Source organism: Paracoccus salsus, assembly GCF_021556615.1.
In the GTDB taxonomy this organism is placed as follows: Bacteria; Pseudomonadota; Alphaproteobacteria; order Rhodobacterales; family Rhodobacteraceae; genus Paracoccus; species Paracoccus salsus.
The window spans coordinates 236043-254798 of sequence record NZ_JAKGGD010000006.1 but is presented as its reverse complement, the minus strand read 5'-3'; the positions used below and the strand labels follow the sequence as shown (position 1 = coordinate 254798).

Annotated in this window: 21 protein-coding genes and 2 pseudogenes; 8 read left to right on the top strand and 15 right to left on the bottom strand. The window is 65.6% G+C overall.

The features are described from left to right. Positions 1 to 93: 93 nt before the first annotated feature. Positions 94 to 306, bottom strand: a pseudogene (locus tag L1965_RS13335) (IS110 family transposase); the annotation flags it as partial. Positions 307 to 442: 136 nt separating this feature from the next. On the opposite strand from L1965_RS13335, the pseudogene L1965_RS13330 reads away from it, so the two are divergent. Then, positions 443 to 745, top strand: a pseudogene (locus tag L1965_RS13330) (integrase core domain-containing protein); the annotation flags it as partial. A gap of 23 nt (positions 746 to 768) precedes the next feature. Here the strand turns inward: L1965_RS13330 and L1965_RS13325 are convergent. The 6 genes from L1965_RS13325 to ssb all read right to left on the bottom strand — a co-directional run bounded on the left by L1965_RS13325 (position 769) and on the right by ssb (position 5605). Beyond that, complete coding sequence (locus L1965_RS13325; RefSeq protein WP_235756938.1) at positions 769 to 1002, bottom strand: SDR family NAD(P)-dependent oxidoreductase; 234 nt, start codon at positions 1000 to 1002, stop codon at positions 769 to 771. A 523-nt stretch (positions 1003 to 1525) separates the two neighbouring features. Then, a complete protein-coding gene (locus L1965_RS13320) occupies positions 1526 to 1960 on the bottom strand; it encodes a c-type cytochrome (protein WP_235756937.1) in 435 nt (144 codons plus the stop codon). Positions 1961 to 2074: 114 nt separating this feature from the next. After that, the gene (locus L1965_RS13315) at positions 2075 to 2320 is read right to left on the bottom strand and encodes an acyl carrier protein (RefSeq protein WP_235756936.1); all 246 of its coding nucleotides are present in this window, start codon (positions 2318 to 2320) and stop codon (positions 2075 to 2077) included. Beyond that, a complete protein-coding gene (locus L1965_RS13310; RefSeq protein ID WP_235756935.1) occupies positions 2317 to 3576 on the bottom strand; it encodes a dihydrolipoamide acetyltransferase family protein in 1260 nt (419 codons plus the stop codon). Before L1965_RS13310 ends, L1965_RS13315 begins: the two co-directional genes overlap by 4 nt. Beyond that, positions 3576 to 3728 (bottom strand): hypothetical protein, encoded by a 153-nt coding sequence (locus L1965_RS13305; RefSeq protein WP_235756934.1) that lies wholly within the window; start codon positions 3726 to 3728, stop codon positions 3576 to 3578. The genes L1965_RS13310 and L1965_RS13305 overlap by 1 nt, the downstream gene beginning before the upstream one ends. A 1373-nt stretch (positions 3729 to 5101) precedes the next feature. Next, positions 5102 to 5605, bottom strand: coding sequence for a single-stranded DNA-binding protein (gene ssb, locus L1965_RS13300; RefSeq protein ID WP_235756933.1), 504 nt, complete (start codon positions 5603 to 5605; stop codon positions 5102 to 5104). Positions 5606 to 5875: 270 nt separating this feature from the next. Here ssb and L1965_RS13295 point away from each other — a divergent pair, with 270 nt between their 5' ends. From L1965_RS13295 to L1965_RS13280, 4 genes are all read left to right on the top strand, one after another. Next, positions 5876 to 6517, top strand: coding sequence for a lytic transglycosylase domain-containing protein (locus L1965_RS13295; RefSeq protein WP_439332091.1), 642 nt, complete (start codon positions 5876 to 5878; stop codon positions 6515 to 6517). Positions 6518 to 6713: 196 nt separating this feature from the next. Beyond that, positions 6714 to 7235 (top strand): hypothetical protein, encoded by a 522-nt coding sequence (locus L1965_RS13290; protein ID WP_235756932.1) that lies wholly within the window; start codon positions 6714 to 6716, stop codon positions 7233 to 7235. 6 nt (positions 7236 to 7241) lie between these two features. Beyond that, positions 7242 to 7685 (top strand): methyltransferase family protein, encoded by a 444-nt coding sequence (locus L1965_RS13285; RefSeq protein ID WP_235756931.1) that lies wholly within the window; start codon positions 7242 to 7244, stop codon positions 7683 to 7685. Between the two features lie 87 nt (positions 7686 to 7772). Further along, complete coding sequence (locus tag L1965_RS13280) at positions 7773 to 9062, top strand: homoserine dehydrogenase (protein WP_235756930.1); 1290 nt, start codon at positions 7773 to 7775, stop codon at positions 9060 to 9062. A 104-nt stretch (positions 9063 to 9166) separates the two neighbouring features. Here the strand turns inward: L1965_RS13280 and scpA are convergent, their stop codons facing one another. After that, on the bottom strand, positions 9167 to 11302 hold the full coding sequence (gene scpA, locus L1965_RS13275) for a methylmalonyl-CoA mutase (protein WP_235756929.1): 2136 nt from the start codon (positions 11300 to 11302) through the stop codon (positions 9167 to 9169). A 58-nt stretch (positions 11303 to 11360) separates the two neighbouring features. Here scpA and L1965_RS13270 point away from each other — a divergent pair, with 58 nt between their 5' ends. Further along, positions 11361 to 11891: a DUF4174 domain-containing protein gene (locus L1965_RS13270; RefSeq protein WP_235756928.1), complete on the top strand. Its 531-nt coding sequence runs from the start codon at positions 11361 to 11363 to the stop codon at positions 11889 to 11891. Positions 11892 to 12005: 114 nt separating this feature from the next. Continuing rightward, entirely contained in the window at positions 12006 to 12206 is a 201-nt protein-coding gene (locus L1965_RS13265; RefSeq protein ID WP_235756927.1) for a hypothetical protein, read from the top strand. On the opposite strand, the gene L1965_RS13260 is transcribed toward L1965_RS13265, so the two are convergent. After that, entirely contained in the window at positions 12172 to 12861 is a 690-nt protein-coding gene (locus L1965_RS13260) for a hypothetical protein (protein ID WP_235756926.1), read from the bottom strand. The two genes, L1965_RS13265 and L1965_RS13260, sit on opposite strands and share 35 nt — an antisense overlap. A gap of 84 nt (positions 12862 to 12945) precedes the next feature. On the opposite strand from L1965_RS13260, the gene L1965_RS13255 reads away from it, so the two are divergent. Next, positions 12946 to 13371, top strand: coding sequence for a DUF4174 domain-containing protein (locus tag L1965_RS13255; RefSeq protein WP_235756925.1), 426 nt, complete (start codon positions 12946 to 12948; stop codon positions 13369 to 13371). A gap of 40 nt (positions 13372 to 13411) precedes the next feature. Here L1965_RS13255 and L1965_RS13250 read toward each other — a convergent pair whose 3' ends face one another. The 6 genes from L1965_RS13250 to L1965_RS13225 form a co-directional block, all read right to left on the bottom strand. Beyond that, positions 13412 to 15460: an acetyl-CoA carboxylase biotin carboxylase subunit gene (locus L1965_RS13250; protein ID WP_235756924.1), complete on the bottom strand. Its 2049-nt coding sequence runs from the start codon at positions 15458 to 15460 to the stop codon at positions 13412 to 13414. 109 nt (positions 15461 to 15569) lie between these two features. After that, entirely contained in the window at positions 15570 to 15782 is a 213-nt protein-coding gene (locus L1965_RS13245; RefSeq protein WP_235756923.1) for a YMGG-like glycine zipper-containing protein, read from the bottom strand. Between the two features lie 75 nt (positions 15783 to 15857). After that, positions 15858 to 16097 carry a YMGG-like glycine zipper-containing protein gene (locus L1965_RS13240; protein ID WP_235756922.1) on the bottom strand — a complete coding sequence of 80 codons (240 nt, stop codon included), beginning with the start codon at positions 16095 to 16097 and terminating at the stop codon, positions 15858 to 15860. A gap of 130 nt (positions 16098 to 16227) precedes the next feature. Further along, entirely contained in the window at positions 16228 to 16650 is a 423-nt protein-coding gene (locus L1965_RS13235) for a hypothetical protein (RefSeq protein ID WP_235756921.1), read from the bottom strand. Positions 16651 to 16719: 69 nt separating this feature from the next. Then, on the bottom strand, positions 16720 to 16863 hold the full coding sequence (locus L1965_RS13230; RefSeq protein ID WP_235756920.1) for a hypothetical protein: 144 nt from the start codon (positions 16861 to 16863) through the stop codon (positions 16720 to 16722). 204 nt (positions 16864 to 17067) lie between these two features. After that, positions 17068 to 18600, bottom strand: a complete 1533-nt coding sequence (locus L1965_RS13225) for an acyl-CoA carboxylase subunit beta (RefSeq protein WP_235756919.1) — start codon at positions 18598 to 18600, stop codon at positions 17068 to 17070. Positions 18601 to 18756 lie beyond the last annotated feature (156 nt).

The window sequence follows — 18756 nt, the reverse complement described above, 5'->3', positions numbered from 1 at the left end:
CAAGGAGGAGATCGACCCCATTCTCAGCATAACTACGAAAGCCGCCTGATCATGACCTCAGGCCATCTGGAAATTTACACCACCTTGACGGACGTGACCATTGCCGGTCGCCTCAAACCCGATCCTCACTGGCAGGTCATAGCTGGTAAGAGCTGCTAACAGGCGCTGAAAATCCTCCAGGGTGTTCGTAATTGTCATGCGGCGGTGGCGCTTTTTGCCCGGGATGCCAATCAGCACCTCGTGCCGATGCTTGGAAATGTCGATAGCGACCAACACGGTCGTAAGGGTAGAATGGGTAGCGGTCATAGCCGGTCTCCTCAGCAGTGTGGTTGTGCAAAACCACTGTTGAGACCTGAGACCCGGTTATGGCCACCCGCTGCGCAATTTAGAGGCTGCGCAGGCGGCCATAACCTACCAGCAGCCCTTCTTCCCGACGTGCTACGGCACCGAGCTGACGTCGAACGCCATCCTCCAATGGCAGGAAGACCGCCAGGTCGAGTGGCACTACATCGCGCCAGGCAAGCCAATGCAGAACGGCTTCGTGGAGAGCTTCAATGGTCGTCTGCGGGATGAGTGCCTCAACGAGCACCTGTTCCCGACCCTGCGCCATGCCCGCCATCTGATTGCGGCATGGCGCGACGACTACAACCATCACCGCCCGCACTCGAGCCTCGACGGGCTCACCCCACGGGAGTATCACCAACGGTCAAGAGAGGACCAAACCCCGAACAGAGCTAACTTATAGGCGCGGACTCCTAGGGGAGCAGGTCACGTCTCATCAATCGTTTTTGCGACGTCTTCGGGTTTGGAGATATCTGCCTTGACGAACATGGCGTCGCCGCCAGTATCCTTGATCAGCGATACGGTTTCTTCGCCGCCCGTCTGATCTATGTCGGACACCACGACCTTAGCGCCCTCATCGGCGAATATTTGTGCGGTCGCGCGACCGATCCCTGCGGCCGCGCCGGTGACTAGTGTGACTTTTCCTGAGACCATGGCCATCGGAGACTCCTTTCTTGTTTCGATGACATTTTGCGCTGCGGTCGCCGCCACGCATTGACTGCCGTCAATGGCCCATTGACCGAAAGACATGCCGTCACCGAAATGGAGATGGCCTTCAGGGCGCTGTCATATTGTCGTTCGAAATGATCTTTAGCTGGTTCTGCTGAAGTCGTTGAAAAGAGAGCAATCAAGCCTGCCCTTGGCGAGCGTCACCTCCCTCGGCCTATGCCACGTTGGGTTCGACGGTCAAGAAACTGTCCGGCGTCACGGAGAGGGACACGATTGCCCAGTGCTCCGCGGCCGACGACAAAGGCCCAGACAAGCCCGCCGCGTTTTACAATTGTTCGGGCGACGTTGACACAGCCGCCACCCGGATCAATCTGCGGCCGACGGCTTCAAAGTTTCGGCCCCGCGTCAGGGAACCAGAACGGCAGCCCCGGTGAACAGCCCGGAGCGAAGGTCGTCCAGCGCGCGATTTGCCTTTTCCAGAGGATAGACCGTGGTTTCGGTCTCTATGCTGGCCTCAATGGCCAGCGGCAGGAACTCCTCTCCATCGCTGCGCGTCAGGTTCGCAACCGATCCGCCCGCGCACGATGACTTCTGCGCCGTACTCTTCCGTCGCGGCGATCGATGCCTCTTTGAACCGGTCACCCCAAACCGGCATCAACGTGCCGTGCGGGCCCAAACCAGACCGCCCGTCGATGATATGGATGACCTTGAGAAGCGGAAACTCACCATCGTTCTGTTGGGAAAGTGTGGTCAGGGAAGGCGTATTGACGTTGAGGAACTGGGCAACTTCGCCGTCACCCTTGCCAGTGTCGCCATGGCAGGAGGAGCAATAGCTCATGTATTCCTGCCGCCCGGTTTCATCCGATATGGCGGGCGTGGCGGCAAGGCAGAGCGCCGAGACTGCAAGTGCCGAGAAAGCTGGCAAAAAATGTGCACCGTCAGGAACCATGATATCTTTCCTTCCTGATTTGATAACCGCTGGTTCACCGTGCGCGCTGAAATCGTCCTGCGCATTGACGGCTGTCAATGTCGGGCGCGAGCAGGGAAGGGGCGCTGTCGCCGATTACGCCACCCGGGCGGTCAGATAGGACACCGCACGCGCCAGCGTGGCGATCTGCGGGTAATCCGTTTCCGGGATGTCGACGTTCAGCCTCCGATGCAGGGCGGTCACCAGGTTCAGGACATCCATCGAGTCGAGTTCCAGATCGTCCTGCAGGTGATCGTTCTCGCCCAGGGTGGCCGGGTCGATGTCGGGCGCGATGGCGACCAGTTCCTCGATGAAAGCGGTGCGAATGTCTTGCTTGGTCATAATGTCTCCGGCGAAGCGATGTGGGATTGGAATTCCGCGATAAAGCGCGCGGCCTGCCGGCCGTCGCTCGCGCGGTGATCGACGGACAGGGTCAGGGTGACAACGGTCCGTGGCGCAACCGCGCCGTCCACGACCCAGGGGCGCAGCTTGGGCGCCCCCAGGCCGACCAGCGCGACCTGCGGCGGAAAGATCACGCCAGCCATCGCCTCTGCCCCGGTCTCGCCATGGCTGGAAATCGTGATCGTGCCTTCGGTCATTTCCGAGGATCGGAGCCGTCCGGCGCGCGCGCGGAAGACCAGGTCACGCATACCCGCCATCGTCTCGTCGACGGACATCGCGCCGGCGTCGATCAGCGCCGGCGCGACCAGGCCGCCGCCCCGCAGGGCCACGGCGACACCGGCGTTTACGCGCTCGGAGGGGCGCAACGAGCCGTCGACGAATTGCCCGTTCACCGACGGCACCTTCGCGGCAGCCAGCGCCGTGGCGCGCACGAACAACGCACCCAGCAGCAGCCGGTCGGAGGGCGCCCGATCTGCGTTCCGGGCGTCCATCCACGCGAGCGCGGGCTGCACGTCTATGGTCTCCGACAGGTAGAAATGCGGGATCGTCTGCTTGGAGCGCGCCATCGCCGCGGCGATGGCCTTGCGCATATCTACCATCGGCGAGGCGGTCTGCGCCCTCGCCGCAGCTGTATTCCGTACCTCCAGATCTGTCAGAAGGACAGCACCCGCCGGTCCACTTCCTGTGACCGTCGCTAGGTCGATGCCAAGTTCACGGGCGCGGACGCGCGCGGCGGGCGAGGCAGCGGTTGCACCGCCGGGCAGCGGAGCCGCAACCGCTGGACCGGGCGCGGCTTTCGCCTCCCCGGCGACAGCAGGCCTTGGCGTGGCTTCGGGTTTGTCGGGAACGAAGTGACCGGGTGCGGCTTCCGGATTGCCTGCAGTGGCTGGGGCAGGCACAGCTTCGGGCTTGGCGGCAACGGCAGGCGCTTCGGGCTCTTTCGATTCTGGCTCGGTCTCTCCGGGGCCAAGGATCAGCGCCAGCGGCGCGCCCACGGGCAGGGTCGCACCTAGATCAGCCTGCAGCTCAAACACTTTGCCGTCTTCGAAACATTCGATCTCGATGGCACCCTTCTGGGTCTCGACCACTGCGATCACGTCGCCCCGATGCACCTCGTCACCCGGTTTCACCAGCCACTCGACCAGCGTGCCTGCCTCCATATCGGCACCAAGCGACGGCATGGCGAAGCTGCCCATCAGGCCCGCCCCAGCATCGCCCGTGCGGTCGCGACGATGCCGGGCACTTGCGGGATCGCGGCATCTTCCAGGTGCTTGGGATAGGGGATCGGGACTTCTGCCGAGCAGACGCGCCCCACCGGCGCATCGAGCGACCAGAAAGCCTGCTCCATGAGCGCCGCTTGGCGGCTGGCGAACCCGACGCGCTGCTTGCGGCCTGCCAGGGCAACCGTAACGACGGGCTACGGGCGGGCATCCTGCTAGCAGTCGAGACCGGGATAGCCGGGATGCTTCGGGTTCTTGCCCCGCGACCAGCAGGCCGTCAGAGGCTTGGTGCAAGCATCGCAGAGGATGAACCCCCGCGCAGCGGGAAGTCCCTATTTGATGGCCTTGCGCGGGAGCCTTGGCCGTGCCCTTAAGCGGCGCCTGTATCTTCGCGAAGGTCGCGAAGCTGACGAGGCCATCGTGAGGCCTCGTGCGCAACGACACGTTCCAATTCGGGGCTTCGACAAGGCCCGCATGGACGGGGCGCGTCAGCATGTCCTGGACGCGCTGGTTGCGGATGTCGCCGTTCGGCAAATCTTTCGGGAAGGACGGCTGACGCTCCCGGAAGCGCTTCACCGCCACCTGCGTCTCGAAGCGCCCCGAGGCGTAGCCTTCGCGCGCTTCCTGCAACGCCGGCGCCTTGGGCTCATCACGCAGCAGCCGCTTGCCGTGACCGCTCACACACGGAACGGGGACCGCGTGGCCGAGGCCGGTCGGAAACCGGAGGCGATGGCACCCGGTGCGCGAATGTCGCGCAGGCCCACGCGTCTCCGCCGAACCGCCCGCAGACAACACTCCGCATCGGTCCCCCGACGGCGCCACGGCCGCGCCGCCGGAGAACCACGTCATCGACCGCTTCGCGCAGGCCTGCCGGGACGAGATGGGCGCCTTCGCGGAGAGGATGCGGAGCGGCGCGCCCGCTTGCAAACCTCGCCGATGCACTCGAGGCGCAGCGGCTTGTGGAGGCCTCCATCGTTGCATACCGCACCGGCGCGCCGGTCGATTTGACAATGGACTGGTGGCCCTGATGCCGGTGACGACGCAACACAGGGACCTGCCGACCGGCGTCCGGACCGGGGAGAAAATTTCGTGGCGCGCCAGACGCGCACTCGGGCCGGACCGCGATCGCCCGGAACCGGAAACCGAACGTGCGCCAGAACATGTTCAGCTGGGACCCGAGGGCCTGGGTCGGCCTCAGCGGCGGTGCGAACCGCCGCTGAGGCGTGATGGTCCGACTGTTCAGGATCCTGGCACCGTCCGGCATCGAATCGCGCATGCTGGGGATGCCCGCGAGCGAGTGCCCCGACCCGCCCAGCCCCACCTTGAAAGTCGGGCCTGCCATGCCAGAGGGGGCAGGGATGCGATCCGCAGGGCCGCCAGGGCCATCGACACAGATGCCGCCAACGGCCTGACGGCAAGGACGCTCAGGCCGAGTTCGTCTTCCGTTCCGAACCGCCCCCGTGCCGAATGTCCCGCGACTTGCCTGCCGCGCGCGCCGCGCTCAGAACGGGATCTCGTCGTCGTAATCGCTGCGGCCGCCGCCACCGCCGGTCTGGCCACCGCCGGTCTGGCCACCGCCGGTCTGGCCACCGCTCCCGCGGGAATCATCATAGCCGCCACCGCCCGATTCGCGCCCGCCGCCGCCGCCTTCGCCGCGCCCGTCAAGCATCTGCAGCGTTCCGTTGAAGCCGCGCAGCACGACCTCGGTCGAATAGCGGTCCTGACCGGACTGGTCCTGCCATTTGCGGGTTTCAAGCTGGCCTTCGATATAGACCTTGCTGCCCTTCTTCAGAAAGCGCTCGACCACGTTCACCAGACCCTCCGAGGTGATCGCGACCGAGTGCCATTCGGTCTTCTCGCGCCGCTCTCCGGTGTTGCGGTCCTTCCACTGCTCCGAGGTCGCAATCCGCAGATTTGCCACCTTGCCGCCATTCTGGAAGGTGCGAATTTCCGGGTCGCGCCCCAGATTGCCGATCAGAATGACCTTGTTGACGCTGCCTGACATACCCCAGTTCCCCGCTTCGATACTCTTCAGGACGGTCTATCCCAGCGCCCCCGCCGGGCGCAAGCGCTTCGCCCCCGGGGACCGATCCTCCGCCTGGCCCGGCCCCCTGGAATGATCGGCGGGAACTTGCCGACCGGGCAGGGCGGCCGGGGGCCTGAATCCGCATGGCTGGCTTGAAGATCGATTTTCTGTATAGTTCCTTCACAACGCGATAACGAAAAAGCGCGACGCGCCACGGCGCGAGAATTCGGGAAGAACGAGGGCGGAACGATGCATATTATTCCAAGGGCAAGACTTGCGCTGTGCGCGGCCTTGATCGGCGCCATGGCGATGCCGGCCATGATGCCGGGGCCGGCGGCCGCCGAGGGGTTGCGACTTTCGGGCAGTTCCTCGAAATCCCGCGCCGACCAGTTCGCGCGCCAGACGAGACTGATGGATTCGCGACTGGCCACGCAGTATCAGCAATCGGCACGCTTGCAGCCCGGGGGCGGAAACCGCAGCACCGTCGAGATCCAGCTTTCCGCCAATATCCCCGCCTATCGCGGCAAACGCAGCGATTTCATCCCGCTTGCCCGCGACGCGGCCCGTCGGCATGGCATACCCGAGGATCTTTTCCTGCGGCTGGTGCAGCAGGAATCGGGCTGGAATCCGCGCGCGCGGTCGCACAAGGGAGCGACGGGTCTGGCGCAGTTGATGCCCGGCACCGCGGCAAAGCTGGGCGTGAACGCCAATGACCCGGTTCAGAACCTTCAGGGCGGCGCCCGCTATCTGCGGATGATGTACAATCAGTTCGGCAACTGGCGTCTGGCGCTGGCGGCCTACAATGCCGGGCCGGGCGCGGTATCGAAATATGGCGGCATCCCGCCCTACCGCGAAACGATGAACTATGTGCGCGTGATCGCCGGCAGCTAGGTCCGCTTCCGCCCCGGGCGGGCGGTTGATGATCGAAGCCGCTGCCCGGTCGCGGCGGGTCAGGACACGGTTGATCGCGACGTTCCGTCGCTCTGCGGAACCAGCCTGGCCGCGTGATGATCTGCCGCAAGATGCCCGCACCAGAGGCAGCTGGTCGGGGGCAGACAGGCTCGGCATTTCGGGCTAGGACTGCCGCATGACCCTGCCGCGCGCCCCCGACCGCCTGTCCGACGAGATGGCCTCGGCCATCGGCCACGCCGTCTCGGCGTTCGGCTTTCTGGAAGAGGCGCTGAAACGCGCCATCTTTTCGCTGACCCGGCAAGGTCTGGGCGAGGACGCGGATGACGCCGCGCTGGAACGCTGGCTGCGCCGCATGGAGGAAATCGCCGATGACACGCTTGGCACGCTGATCGACGGTTTCGTCGCCGCGATGCGTCAGGCCCGGGTCGAGGACCGCCACATCCTGGCCGAGTCCCTGAGCCGATTGCGGTTGCAGCGCAACCTGTTGTGCCACGCCTCGTGGCGCCCCGGGCAGCAGCCGGGTCACTGGCACCCGACCTTCATCAACACGCGCGGCGAGCGCTATCCGGATGACATGAGCGCCGGTGACGTCCATGATATCCACGACATCACGCTGCAGGCTGCACGGCGGGTGGTGTCGATCATGCGTGCAACGGGCATCGACGGAGAGTGGTCAGGCCATGACGACGAAGGCTGACGGACGATGCGGCTGACAGCGGATTACCCGCCCGTCTGGCTGGCGGGGTTTGCCGCGGCCGGCTGGCTTGTGGGTCGGGTCGTGCCGCACGGCCCCTCATGGCAGGTCTGGCCCGGGCGCATGCTGGTCGCGGCAGGACTTCTGCTGATGGTGGCAGCCGCCGCGGCACTGTTGCGCAGGCGCACCACCGTCGATCCGCATGGCCAGCCCCGCGCACTGGTCACGGGCGGCATCTTCGCACGCAGCCGCAACCCCATCTATCTGGGCGACGCGGTCATCCTGACCGGCCTGTGCCTGATCTTCGACGCGCCGCTGGCCGCGCCGATCCTGGTGCCAGGCTTCGTGGCGATCATCAGCCGCCGCTTCATCGCGGTCGAGGAACGCCGGCTGGCGGCGGCCTTCGGCACCGGGTTCGCCGACTACCGGTCACGCACGCGCCGCTGGATCTGATCCGCGGTCGCGCGGTCGTGGCTTCGGCGTTGCAACCTTCGCCCGACCGCGCTAACACCCCGCGCAATCGATGAAAACGAGGCTTCCATGTCGTCCCCCCTCCGCCTGGGCATTGCCGGGCTTGGCACCGTCGGGATCGGTGTCGTCAAGATCGTCCAGAAGCACGCCGAATTGCTGGCGCTTCGCTCGGGTCGCGCCGTGTCGATCACCGCGGTGGGCGCCCGCGACCGGCTGAAGAACCGCGACGCGGACCTGTCCGGCTACCGGTGGGAAAGCGATGCCATGGCGATCGCGACGGCGGATGATGTCGATGTCTATGTCGAGTTGATCGGCGGTGACAACGGCGTCGCCCGCGACAGCATCGAGGCGGCCCTGAGGGCCGGCAAGGACGTGGTCACGGCGAACAAGGCGTTGCTGGCGATTCATGGGCAGGACCTGGCGCTGCAGGCCGAACAACTGGGCCGCGTGCTTCGTTTCGAGGCTGCGGTGGCAGGCGGCATCCCGGTCATCAAGACGATGACGGAATCGCTGGCCGGCAACGATATCTCGCGGGTGATGGGTGTCATGAACGGCACCTGCAACTATATCCTGACGCGAATGGAAAGCGCCGGGCTGCCCTATGAGGCGGTGTTCGAAGAGGCACGGCAGCTTGGCTATCTCGAAGCCGACCCGCAGCTCGATGTTGGCGGCATCGATGCCAGCCACAAGCTGGCCATCCTGTCGGCCATCGCCTTCGGGACCCAGGTCCGGTTCGACGCGGTCGAGATCGAGGGGATCGAGCGGGTCAGCATCGACGACATCCGCCGGGCTGCGGATCTCGGCTACCGGATCAAGCTGCTGGGCGTGGCGCAGATGACCGCGCGCGGTCTGGAACAGCGCATGTCCCCCTGCCTCGTTCCCGCCGACAGCCCCTTGGGTCAGCTGATGGGCGGCACCAACATGGTGGTGATCGAAGGCGACAGCGTCGGCCAGATCGTCCTGCGCGGGGCGGGCGCCGGCGAGGGCCCGACCGCCAGCGCGGTGCTGTCCGACATCGTCGAGATCGCCCGAGGCGTCCGCATGCCGGTCTTCGGACAGCCGGCCGCCGCGCTGAAGGCCGCGCAGCCCGCCCGAACAGCGGTTCCGGCCGCCTATTACATGCGGCTGGAGTTGCAGGACAAGCCGGGCGCGCTGGCCAAGGTCGCCTCGGTGCTGGGCGACGCGGGCATCTCGATCGACCGGATGCGTCAATACGGCCAGCACAGCGACAGCAGCGTGCCGGTGCTCGTCGTCACCCACAAGACCACGCCCGAGGCGATCGATTTCGCCGTCGAGGCCCTGCCGCGAACCGGCGTGCTGGTCAGCGACCCGGTCGAGCTTCGCATCGAAGAGGTCTGACGACGGCGCCGGCCTCGCCGCGAGGGTGGGTTGCTTCGGTCCGGAAATATCCTCGGGGGGTCCGGGGGGGCAGACAGCCCCCCGGCCATCGCGGGACGCACGATTCAGGCGGCGCGGGCCGCGCGGATCAGCTTCAGGATGTCGGCGGCGGCGGCGGGGATGTTCGTGCCCGGCCCGAAGATCGCCTTGACGCCGGCCTTCTTCAGATACTCGTAATCCTGCTGGGGAATGACGCCGCCGCAGATCACCAGGATATCGCCCGCGCCCTGCGCCTTCAGCGCCTCGATCAGCTTCGGCGCCAGCGTCTTGTGGCCGGCCGCCTGCGAACTGATGCCGATCACATGCACGTCGTTGTCGATGGCGTCCTGCGCGGCCTCGTCCGGGGTCTGGAACAGGGGCCCGACATCGACGTCGAAGCCGATATCGGCAAAGGCGGTGGCGATCACTTTGGCGCCGCGGTCATGGCCGTCCTGGCCCATCTTGACGACCAGCATGCGCGGCCGCCGGCCTTCCTCCTCGGCGAAGGCCTCGACATCCCTCTGGATCGCCGCGAAGCCCTCGTCGCCCTCATAGGCGGCGCCATAGACTCCGGCCAGTGTCTTCACCTCGGCGCGGTGACGCCCGAACTGCTTTTCCATGGCCATGCTGATCTCTCCGACGGTTGCGCGGGCGCGGGCGGCCTCGACCGCCGCCTCCAGCAGGTTGCCGCCCTCGCGCGAGCGGCGGGTGATTTCCTCCAGCGCGGCCTGGCAGGCGGCTTCGTCGCGGCTGGCGCGGATCCTTTCCAGTGCCGCGATCTGGCTGTCGCGGACCTTGACGTTGTCCACGTCCAGAATGTCGATCGGGTCTTCCTTGTCCTTGCGGTACTTGTTGACGCCGACGATCACGTCCTTTCCCCGGTCGATCAGGGCCTGACGCCGCGCGGCGGTCTCCTCGATACGCAGCTTGGGCATGCCCGAGGCCACGGCCTTGGTCATCCCGCCCATTTCCTCGACCTCCTCGATCAGCGCCCAGGCCTTTTCGGCAAGCTCCGCCGTCAGGCTCTCGATGTAGTAGCTGCCGGCCAGCGGGTCGACGACATGGGTGATGCCGGTCTCTTCCTGCAGGATCAGTTGCGTGTTGCGCGCGATCCGGGCGCTGAAATCGGTGGGCAGGGCGATGGCCTCGTCCAACGCATTCGTGTGCAGCGACTGGGTGCCGCCAAGTGCCGCCGACATCGCCTCATAGGCGGTGCGGATGACGTTGTTGTAGGGGTCCTGCTCCTGCAGGCTGACGCCCGAGGTCTGGCAATGGGTGCGCAGCATCAGGCTGGCATCCTTCTTCGGGTCGAACTCGGACATGATCCGGTGCCACAGAAGCCGCGCAGCGCGCAGCTTGGCGATCTCCATGAAGAAGTTCATCCCGATCGCGAAGAAGAACGACAGCCGGCCGGCGAACCTGTCCACGTCCATCCCGGCGGCCAGCGCGGCGCGCACATATTCGCGCCCGTCGGCCAGGGTATAGGCAAGTTCCTGCACCAGGTTCGCGCCTGCTTCCTGCATGTGATAGCCCGAGATCGAGATGCTGTTGAACTTCGGCATCTCGTTTGCGGTGTATTCGATGATGTCGGCGATGATCCGCATGCTGGGCTCGGGCGGATAGATATAGGTGTTCCGCACCATGAACTCTTTCAGGATGTCGTTCTGGATCGTGCCCGACAGCACCGACTTGTCATGCCCCTGTTCCTCGCCCGCTACGATGAAACTCGCCAGGATCGGGATCACCGCGCCGTTCATGGTCATCGACACCGACACCTTGTCCAGCGGGATGCCGTCGAACAGGATCTTCATGTCCTCGACGCTGTCGATGGCCACGCCCGCCTTGCCGACATCGCCCTCGACGCGCGGATGGTCGCTGTCATAGCCCCGGTGCGTGGCAAGGTCGAAGGCGACCGAGACGCCCTGCTGCCCGGCGGCGAGGTTGCGCCGATAGAAGGCGTTCGATTCCTCGGCCGTCGAAAAACCCGCGTATTGCCGGATCGTCCAGGGCCTGCCGGCATACATCGTGGCGCGCGGGCCGCGGGTGAACGGGACAAGCCCGGGCAGCGATCCCATATGGTCCAGTCCCGCGGTATCCTGTTCGGTGTAAAGCGGCTTGACGGGGATGCCTTCCAGCGTCTCCCATGTCAGGCTGTCCGGATCGCGGCCCTTCAGTTCCTTCTCGGCAAGCTTGCGCCAGTCATCAAGCGTCGGTTTTGTCATGATCCGTCCTTTCCCACGGGCCGCTCGTCCCTATATTCACTTTAAGGATGAGGTGCCGATGAAGTTGAATTTCCTGATTTTCGCAATGGCGGTTGCCGCAATGGGGCCATCGCGCGAGGCGCCGCCGCCGGTCGTGTCGGCTGGCCAATCCCCTTCCGAAGCCACGCGCCCGATGAGTCCCGAAGAGGTGCCCGACGCCCCGCCGGCACCTTCCAGCGGACCGGAGTTGCTGGAATATGGCGCGGCCGAGGTCGAACCCGGCGATTTCCTCTGGAACGCCCGTCCGGTCGTGGTCTTTGCGGACTCGCCCGAGGACCCCGCGTTTCGCCAGCAGATGCAGGCGTTGCGCGAGCAGCCCCGGGTGTTGGCCGAACGCGACGTGGTGGTCATCATCGACGCCGATCCGGCCGCAGCCAGCACGTGGCGCCGCCAGATGCACCCCCGCGGGTTCTCGCTGGTCGTCATGGACAAGGACGGGCAGGTCAAGCTGCGCAAGCCGTTGCCCTGGGATGTGCGCGAGATCAGCCGCGCCATCGACAAGTTTCCACTGCGCCGGCAAGAGGTCGGGCGGGCCGGGTTGGGCGAGTAGCTGTTGCGGAACCCGGCGCGCGCATCGCGGTTCTTGTTGCGAAACGGCGTCGCGCCCCCTATCTTCAGGTCAACAGCGCCGCTCTTGGGGCCTGTGATGTCGAAAGGTTCAGCATTGGCCAACCCGTCCGCCCTGCGCAAGATCGAGACTCCCCGGCCGGCCGCCCCGCCGGTGCGCCCCGGTCGCGTCTCGGCCGCGACCGACACCGACGAACTGGTCCGCAAATTGCTGAAAGCCAGCAATTCCAACGAGATCGCAGCGGTGATCGGTCTTCCGCCCATCAAGGGAATCTCCGGTCCGAAAGTGTTCTATTAGGGTCGTCGGACGTCGGGCCGCCCGACTCAGGGTTCGCTGGGGCGGCCGTTTTTCCGGTTTCCTGCTCTTTCTGCGCCAGCGCCTTCAGCAATGCCCTGACCGTGGCAGCGCCTCCCTGAAGGCTGGCGCCCAGCACCATCATCGCGAAATTTCCGGCCTGCCGCGTTTCGCTGGTCAGGCTGAGATAGTCATCAAGCATCTCGCCGGCGCGTTCGGGCTGACCCCGGGCGCTGCGGCGGATGTCCTGGGCCAGCGCGACCCGCACGGCGATCAGCCGGTAGTAGCGCACGACCGGATCGATGACATTTTCGGGCAGGATATGGACCTGTTCGACCACCGCGCGAAAGATCCGGTCATTGGCGTCGTGCGGCAGGATCGGGACATGGCGGTCATCCAGCAGCCGCTGCCGCAGCGCCTGGCTGACGCTGGAGCTGTCTCCGGCCTGCTGCTGTTCCAGCGCCGCGACATGGGCGCGGATCTCGGCCAGCAGCGCGCGCTGGATGTCCGAGACCTGCTCATCGCGCAGCACCCGGTCACGGTGTCGCGACAGCGCGTGCGTCCAGAACCAGCCAGCCGCGACCACCCCGCCGCCCACGATGGCGGTGACGAGGGCGGCGGCGACCCGGTCGTTCAGGAAAAGCGCCTGCCAGTCCATGTCCGCTATCGCTCTCCTCGCGCCATCGACGCAGGGGAACCCGGCAGCCCGTCCGCGCGTGAGGTCCACCCGAAGGAGTTTGCCATGATCTTGCGCCTGTTTGCTGTCGGCACCATCCTCGGCGCCGTTTTTCCTGTGCTTGCGGTGGCCGAATCAACGGGCGGGCAGGGTGGTCTGCCGGTGTCGCCCATCCGGGCGGACAGCCTGAAGGGGCTGCGATGGACAGCGCGACCGGTCGTGGTCCTGGGACAGGGACACGCGGTGCGGGCGCAGCTGGCCGCCTTGCAGGAAGAGGCGGCGGCGCTGCGTGAACGCGACGTCGTGCTGCTGACCGATGGCCCGGGCGCGACCGCCTTGCGCCCGAGGCTCGGCGATGGTTTCGCCGTTCTGCTGATCGGCAAGGATGGCGGCATCAAGCTGTCCCGCAGCGCGCCGGTCGATCCGGCCGAGATCATCGGCCTGATCGATGCGATGCCGATGCGACGGCGCGAAGCCATGCAGGACGAATAGCCCCGCGCCGGGGCGTTGCCGCGCATGTGCCGGGTCCGGCTCACTCGAACTCCATGATGATGTCGTCGACCTTCAGGCTCTGGCCCGGTTCCGCATTGACGGTTTTCACGACACCCTTGCGCTCGGCGCGCAGGATGTTTTCCATCTTCATCGCCTCGACCGCGGCAAGCGCCTGACCTTCCTGCACCTCGTCTCCTGTCGCGACATGGATCTTCACCACCAGTCCCGGCATCGGGCAAAGCAGGAATTTCGAGGTGTCGGGCGCCAGTTTCTCGGGCATCAGCCGGGCCAACTCCGCGGCGCGGGGGCGGCGAACATGCACCCGCAGATCCGCGCCGCGCGTGCGCAGGCGATAGCCGGCGGCGATCTTGTCGACCTTCAGCACCAGCGGGGCGCCGTCGACCGTCATGCGGGCCAGCGACTGGCCCGGCCTCCAGTCGCCCTCGACGCGCAGGTCGCGGCCCTCGACATGGACCGACGCGCCCTGTCGGTCGGCGTTGATGCGCAGCGGCCATTCGCGGCCGCTCAGGCAGACCACCCAGTTCTCGCCGACATGGCGTTCGTGATTGTCCAGCCGCCCGCTGATCCGGCTGCGCCGGATCTCGGCCACGCGGTGCATGGCGGCGGCGGCGGCGGCGATCCGCACCAGCTCGGCGTCCGGCGGCGTGACGCCGGCGAAGCCATCGGGATATTCCTCGGCGATAAAGGCCGTCGTCATGTCGCCAGACACGAATTTCGGATGGTCCATCACCGCCGACAGGAAGGGCAGGTTATGGCCGATGCCTTCGACCTCGAATTCGTCCAGCGCGATCCGCATCGCCTCGATTGCCTCGTCGCGTGACGGGGCCCAGGTGCAGAGCTTGGCGATCATCGGGTCATAGAACATGCTGATCTCGCCGCCGTCATAGACGCCGGTATCGTTCCTGACGGCAATCGGGCTGTCGCGGTCCTCGCTGTCATTGACCCAGTTTCCGCTGTCCTTCAGCGGACCGGCCGCGATCTCGGCCGGCGGACGATAGCGCGTGAGCCGCCCGATCGAGGGAAGGAAGCCGCGATAGGGATCTTCGGCGTAAAGCCGGGATTCCAGGGCCCAGCCATGGATCGTCAGGTCGGACTGCGCGAAGGGCAGGGTCTCGCCCCCCGCAACGCGGATCATCTGTTCGACCAGATCGACCCCGGTGATCAGTTCGGTGACGGGATGTTCGACCTGCAGACGGGTATTCATCTCGAGGAAGAAGAAGTTCTTCTGGCCATCGACGATGAACTCGACGGTTCCGGCACTGGCATATCTGACGGCCTTGGCCAGCGCGACGGCCTGTTCGCCCATCGCGCGGCGCGTCGCCTCGTCCAGAAAGGGCGAGGGCGCTTCTTCGATGACCTTCTGGTTGCGCCGCTGGATCGAACATTCGCGTTCATGCAGATAGACCGCATTGCCATGCGTATCGGCCAGCACCTGAATCTCGATATGGCGCGGCTGGGTCACGAATTTCTCGATGAAGATACGGTCGTCGCCAAAGCTGTTGGCGGCCTCGTTCTTCGAGGACTGGAAGCCTTCGCGCGCCTCTTCGTCGTTCCAGGCGATCCGCATGCCCTTGCCGCCGCCGCCGGCGCTGGCCTTGATCATCACCGGATAACCGATCTGCCCCGAGATCTTGACGGCCTCCTCGGCGTCGGCGATCAGCCCCATATAGCCGGGCACGGTGCTGACCCCGGCCTCCTGGGCCAGCTTCTTCGAGGTGATCTTGTCGCCCATTGCCTCGATCGCGCTGGCCGGCGGGCCGACAAAGGCCACGCCTTCGGCCTCGAGCGCCTCGGCGAACTTGCGGTTCTCGGACAGGAAGCCGTAGCCGGGATGGACCGCCTCGGCGCCGGTCTGGCGGATGGCGTCCATGATCCTGTCGATGACGATATAGGACTGGTTGGCCGGGGACGGGCCGATATGGACGGCCTCGTCGGCCATCTTCACATGCAATGCGTGGCGGTCGGCATCGGAATAAACGGCGACGGTCTTGATGCCCATCTTGCGGGCGGTCTTGATGACGCGGCAGGCGATTTCGCCCCGGTTGGCGATCAGGATTTTATTGAACATGGGCTACCCCCGGCCAGAAGACATGAAAAAACCGCCCGGGGGCAGGTCGCGCCCCGGACGGTCAATGATAAGCAAGGCGCGCGCCGTCAGACGATGCGCCGCAGTCGTGTTACTCGCACAGCCGCACGTCGTCGCACAGCGCGCCGGCCGCACCGCCGATCGCGGCGCCCTTGACGACGTTCTTGCCGCCGACATGGGCCGCAGTCGCGCCGACGCCCGCGCCGATGATCGCGCGGTCCATGTCGGTCGGATTGATCCCCTGAGTGCAGCCGGCAACCGCGGTGGCGCCGACGAATGCGATAAGGGCAAGTGTTCTGGACATTTCTGAATTCCTGTCTTTGGATCGGCTACAGCGCTGCGGGCGCTGTGCCCAAGCGCGTGGATTTGCCCTGTCGGATCAGTAGCGGCGCTGGCAGACGCCCGCATCGTCGCACAGAGCGCCGGCGGCGCCACCAAGGGCAGCCCCGGTCGCGATGTCCTCGTCCAGCGCCTTGGCGATGACCGCACCGGCAACTGCGCCGCCGGCCGCGCGCTGCGCGTCGGGCGAAAGCCCTGTCTGATAGCCAGGAGCACAGGCCGAAAGGCCGGCAGCAACAAGAGTGACGCCCGCAAGGCGGAAGAAGAATGATGTCTGCATGAATAGTCGCCTGTCGTTTGGACCCGGTTCCGGGCCGAGTGTTGATATTGCCATCGCACTATCGCACAGCCAAACGCGCAGTAAAACTGACAACGCTGTGTATCTGTCGCCTCAAGCAGCAAATCGCGCATCAGCGGTCACCGTCATCTTGCCAGCCGTCGTCGCCGTCGCCGTCGCCGTCGTCCCAGTCGGACACGGGCGGCTGGTCCCTGACGAAGATCTCGGGGAACGACGCTTCCGCGGCGGCCATGTCGACCCTCAGAAGCTGTTCGTAATCGATGGGGTCCAGATCTCCGACCGGCTTGACCTCGCGCCCCAGCAGCCAGGACAGGCGGCCGGCGTCCAGATTGCCGCGCACGAAGGGCTCGTCGCCAAAATGCTCGATCAGCGCGGCGAGGAAAGCCGTGTCGGCGCGGCGGTCGGCGGGCTTGCGGTCCTTGAATCGTTCGCGGCGCGCCAGGGGCGTTGCGCCCTTCTTGCGGTTCTCGCGGCGGATGGTGAACTGGTAATCAGAACCGGGAAGGCGGCCGGGAAAGCCGCGATGCTTCAGCATGACACAGCTCGCGGGCCGTGCCACCGGTCAGGACTGCGCGGGCGGTCGGCCCGCCCGCGCAGGATGGGCTCAACTGCCGTATTTGCCCTGATAGACAGGCTCGGCCGTGACCGGGCCGCCGGTGGGCTGATAGACATCGACCTGCGGCTGCTGGCGCTGGCAGGCGGCAAAGGCCGAAACCAGCACAAGCCCGAGGATGATCTTCTTCGACATGGTGTCTTGCTCCTGTAAATCGGGCGACCCTGCGCCCGGCTGCTCAAGGTTGGGCCCGCTTCTTGACGAGCCGGCCCCGGCGCGATGATAGCCACGCGCCGGCGTCCCAGACAGCAGCCTTTTGAGGTCATCCGCAGAAGCCCGCCTTGCTGTGGCGGCACTGCATCATTCACAAAGATGTGCATTTGCATGGATATCCGCGACTTACAGAGGAATGTTGTCGTGCTTCTTCCACGGATTCGACAGTTTCTTGCTGCGCAGGCTGGCGAAGGCGCGCGCGACCCTGCGGCGCGTGCTGTGCGGCTGGATCACCTCGTCGATGAAGCCCTTTTCGGCGGCGACGAAGGGATTTGCAAAGCGGTCCTCGTAATCCCTGGTGCGCGCCGCGATCTTCTCGGCGTCGCCCAGCTCGCTGCGATACAGGATCTCGACCGCGCCCTTGGCGCCCATCACCGCGATCTCGGCGGTCGGCCAGGCATAGTTGAAATCGCCGCGCAGATGCTTGGAGGCCATCACGTCATAGGCGCCGCCATAGGCCTTGCGGGTGATGACCGTGACCTTCGGCACCGTCGCCTCGCCATAGGCGAACAGCAGTTTCGCGCCGTGCTTGATGACGCCGCCATATTCCTGGCCCGTGCCCGGCAGGAAGCCCGGAACGTCGACGAAGGTCAGGATCGGAATCTCGAAGGCGTCGCAGAAGCGCACGAAGCGCGCCGCCTTGCGCGAACTGTCGATGTCCAGGCACCCCGCCAGCACCATGGGCTGGTTGGCGACAACGCCCACGGTACGGCCTTCCAGCCGGATGAAGCCGGTGATGATGTTGGCGGCGAAATCCTTCTGGATCTCGTAGAAATCGCCCTCGTCCGCGACCTTAACGATCAGCTCCTTCATGTCGTAGGGCTGGTTCGGATTGTCGGGGATCAGCGTGTCGAGGCTTTCCTCGATCCGCGCCGGGTCGTCGAAGAAGGGGCGGACAGGCACGGTGCCGCGGTTGTTCATGGGCAGGAAATCGAACAGGCGGCGGATCTCGGACAGGGCTTCGACATCGTCCTCGAACGCGCCATCGGCCACCGAGGATTTCCGGGTGTGGGTCGAGGCCCCGCCAAGCTGTTCGGCGGTGACCACCTCGTTGGTCACGGTCTTGACCACGTCGGGACCGGTGACGAACATGTAGCTGGTATCCTTCACCATGAAGATGAAGTCGGTCATGGCCGGCGAATAGACCGCGCCGCCCGCGCAGGGCCCCATGATGACGCTGATCTGCGGGATCACCCCGGACGCCATGATGTTGCGCTGGAACACGTCGGCATATCCCGCGAGGCTGGCCACGCCTTCCTGGATGCGCGCGCCGCCCGAATCGTTCAGGCCGATCACCGGGGCGCCGTTCTGCATCGCCATGTCCATGATCTTGCAGATCTTCTGGGCATGGGTTTCCGACAGCGAGCCGCCGAAGACGGTGAAATCCTGGCTGAAGACATAGGCCATGCGCCCGTTGATGGTGCCCCAGCCGGTCACCACCCCGTCGCCGTAGGGGCGATCGTCCTCCATGCCGAAATCGGTGCTGCGATGGGCCACGAACATGTCGAATTCCTCGAAGCTGCCTTCGTCCAGCAACAGGTCGATCCGTTCGCGGGCGGTCAGCTTGCCGCGCGTGTGCTGTGCGTCGATGCGGCGCTGTCCGCCACCCAGGCGGGCTTCGTCGCGGCGGCGCTCCAGCTCTTGCAGAATGTCTTTCATCGCGGACCCTCCCGGTTTGGTTGCGGAACGCTAGCCTGTGTCGCGGGCGCGGAAAAGAAAAATCAGGAAAATTTGCAAACTATGCGGCGGTGATCCGCGGCAAACTGCAAAATCGCGAACGACGCCGAAACAGGGCTGCGCGCCGACCCCTCTTGA

Coding starts and splice junctions, on each gene's coding strand:
- L1965_RS13325 (WP_235756938.1), bottom strand. CDS start 1,002: ATGGCCATGGTCTCAGGAAAAGTCACACTAGTCACCGGCGCGGCCGCA.
- L1965_RS13320 (WP_235756937.1), bottom strand. CDS start 1,960: ATGGTTCCTGACGGTGCACATTTTTTGCCAGCTTTCTCGGCACTTGCA.
- L1965_RS13315 (WP_235756936.1), bottom strand. CDS start 2,320: ATGACCAAGCAAGACATTCGCACCGCTTTCATCGAGGAACTGGTCGCC.
- L1965_RS13310 (WP_235756935.1), bottom strand. CDS start 3,576: ATGGGCAGCTTCGCCATGCCGTCGCTTGGTGCCGATATGGAGGCAGGC.
- L1965_RS13305 (WP_235756934.1), bottom strand. CDS start 3,728: ATGGAGCAGGCTTTCTGGTCGCTCGATGCGCCGGTGGGGCGCGTCTGC.
- ssb (WP_235756933.1), bottom strand. CDS start 5,605: ATGTCAGGCAGCGTCAACAAGGTCATTCTGATCGGCAATCTGGGGCGC.
- L1965_RS13295 (WP_439332091.1), top strand. CDS start 5,876: ATGCATATTATTCCAAGGGCAAGACTTGCGCTGTGCGCGGCCTTGATC.
- L1965_RS13290 (WP_235756932.1), top strand. CDS start 6,714: ATGACCCTGCCGCGCGCCCCCGACCGCCTGTCCGACGAGATGGCCTCG.
- L1965_RS13285 (WP_235756931.1), top strand. CDS start 7,242: ATGCGGCTGACAGCGGATTACCCGCCCGTCTGGCTGGCGGGGTTTGCC.
- L1965_RS13280 (WP_235756930.1), top strand. CDS start 7,773: ATGTCGTCCCCCCTCCGCCTGGGCATTGCCGGGCTTGGCACCGTCGGG.
- scpA (WP_235756929.1), bottom strand. CDS start 11,302: ATGACAAAACCGACGCTTGATGACTGGCGCAAGCTTGCCGAGAAGGAA.
- L1965_RS13270 (WP_235756928.1), top strand. CDS start 11,361: ATGAAGTTGAATTTCCTGATTTTCGCAATGGCGGTTGCCGCAATGGGG.
- L1965_RS13260 (WP_235756926.1), bottom strand. CDS start 12,861: ATGGACTGGCAGGCGCTTTTCCTGAACGACCGGGTCGCCGCCGCCCTC.
- L1965_RS13255 (WP_235756925.1), top strand. CDS start 12,946: ATGATCTTGCGCCTGTTTGCTGTCGGCACCATCCTCGGCGCCGTTTTT.
- L1965_RS13250 (WP_235756924.1), bottom strand. CDS start 15,460: ATGTTCAATAAAATCCTGATCGCCAACCGGGGCGAAATCGCCTGCCGC.
- L1965_RS13245 (WP_235756923.1), bottom strand. CDS start 15,782: ATGTCCAGAACACTTGCCCTTATCGCATTCGTCGGCGCCACCGCGGTT.
- L1965_RS13240 (WP_235756922.1), bottom strand. CDS start 16,097: ATGCAGACATCATTCTTCTTCCGCCTTGCGGGCGTCACTCTTGTTGCT.
- L1965_RS13235 (WP_235756921.1), bottom strand. CDS start 16,650: ATGCTGAAGCATCGCGGCTTTCCCGGCCGCCTTCCCGGTTCTGATTAC.
- L1965_RS13230 (WP_235756920.1), bottom strand. CDS start 16,863: ATGTCGAAGAAGATCATCCTCGGGCTTGTGCTGGTTTCGGCCTTTGCC.
- L1965_RS13225 (WP_235756919.1), bottom strand. CDS start 18,600: ATGAAAGACATTCTGCAAGAGCTGGAGCGCCGCCGCGACGAAGCCCGC.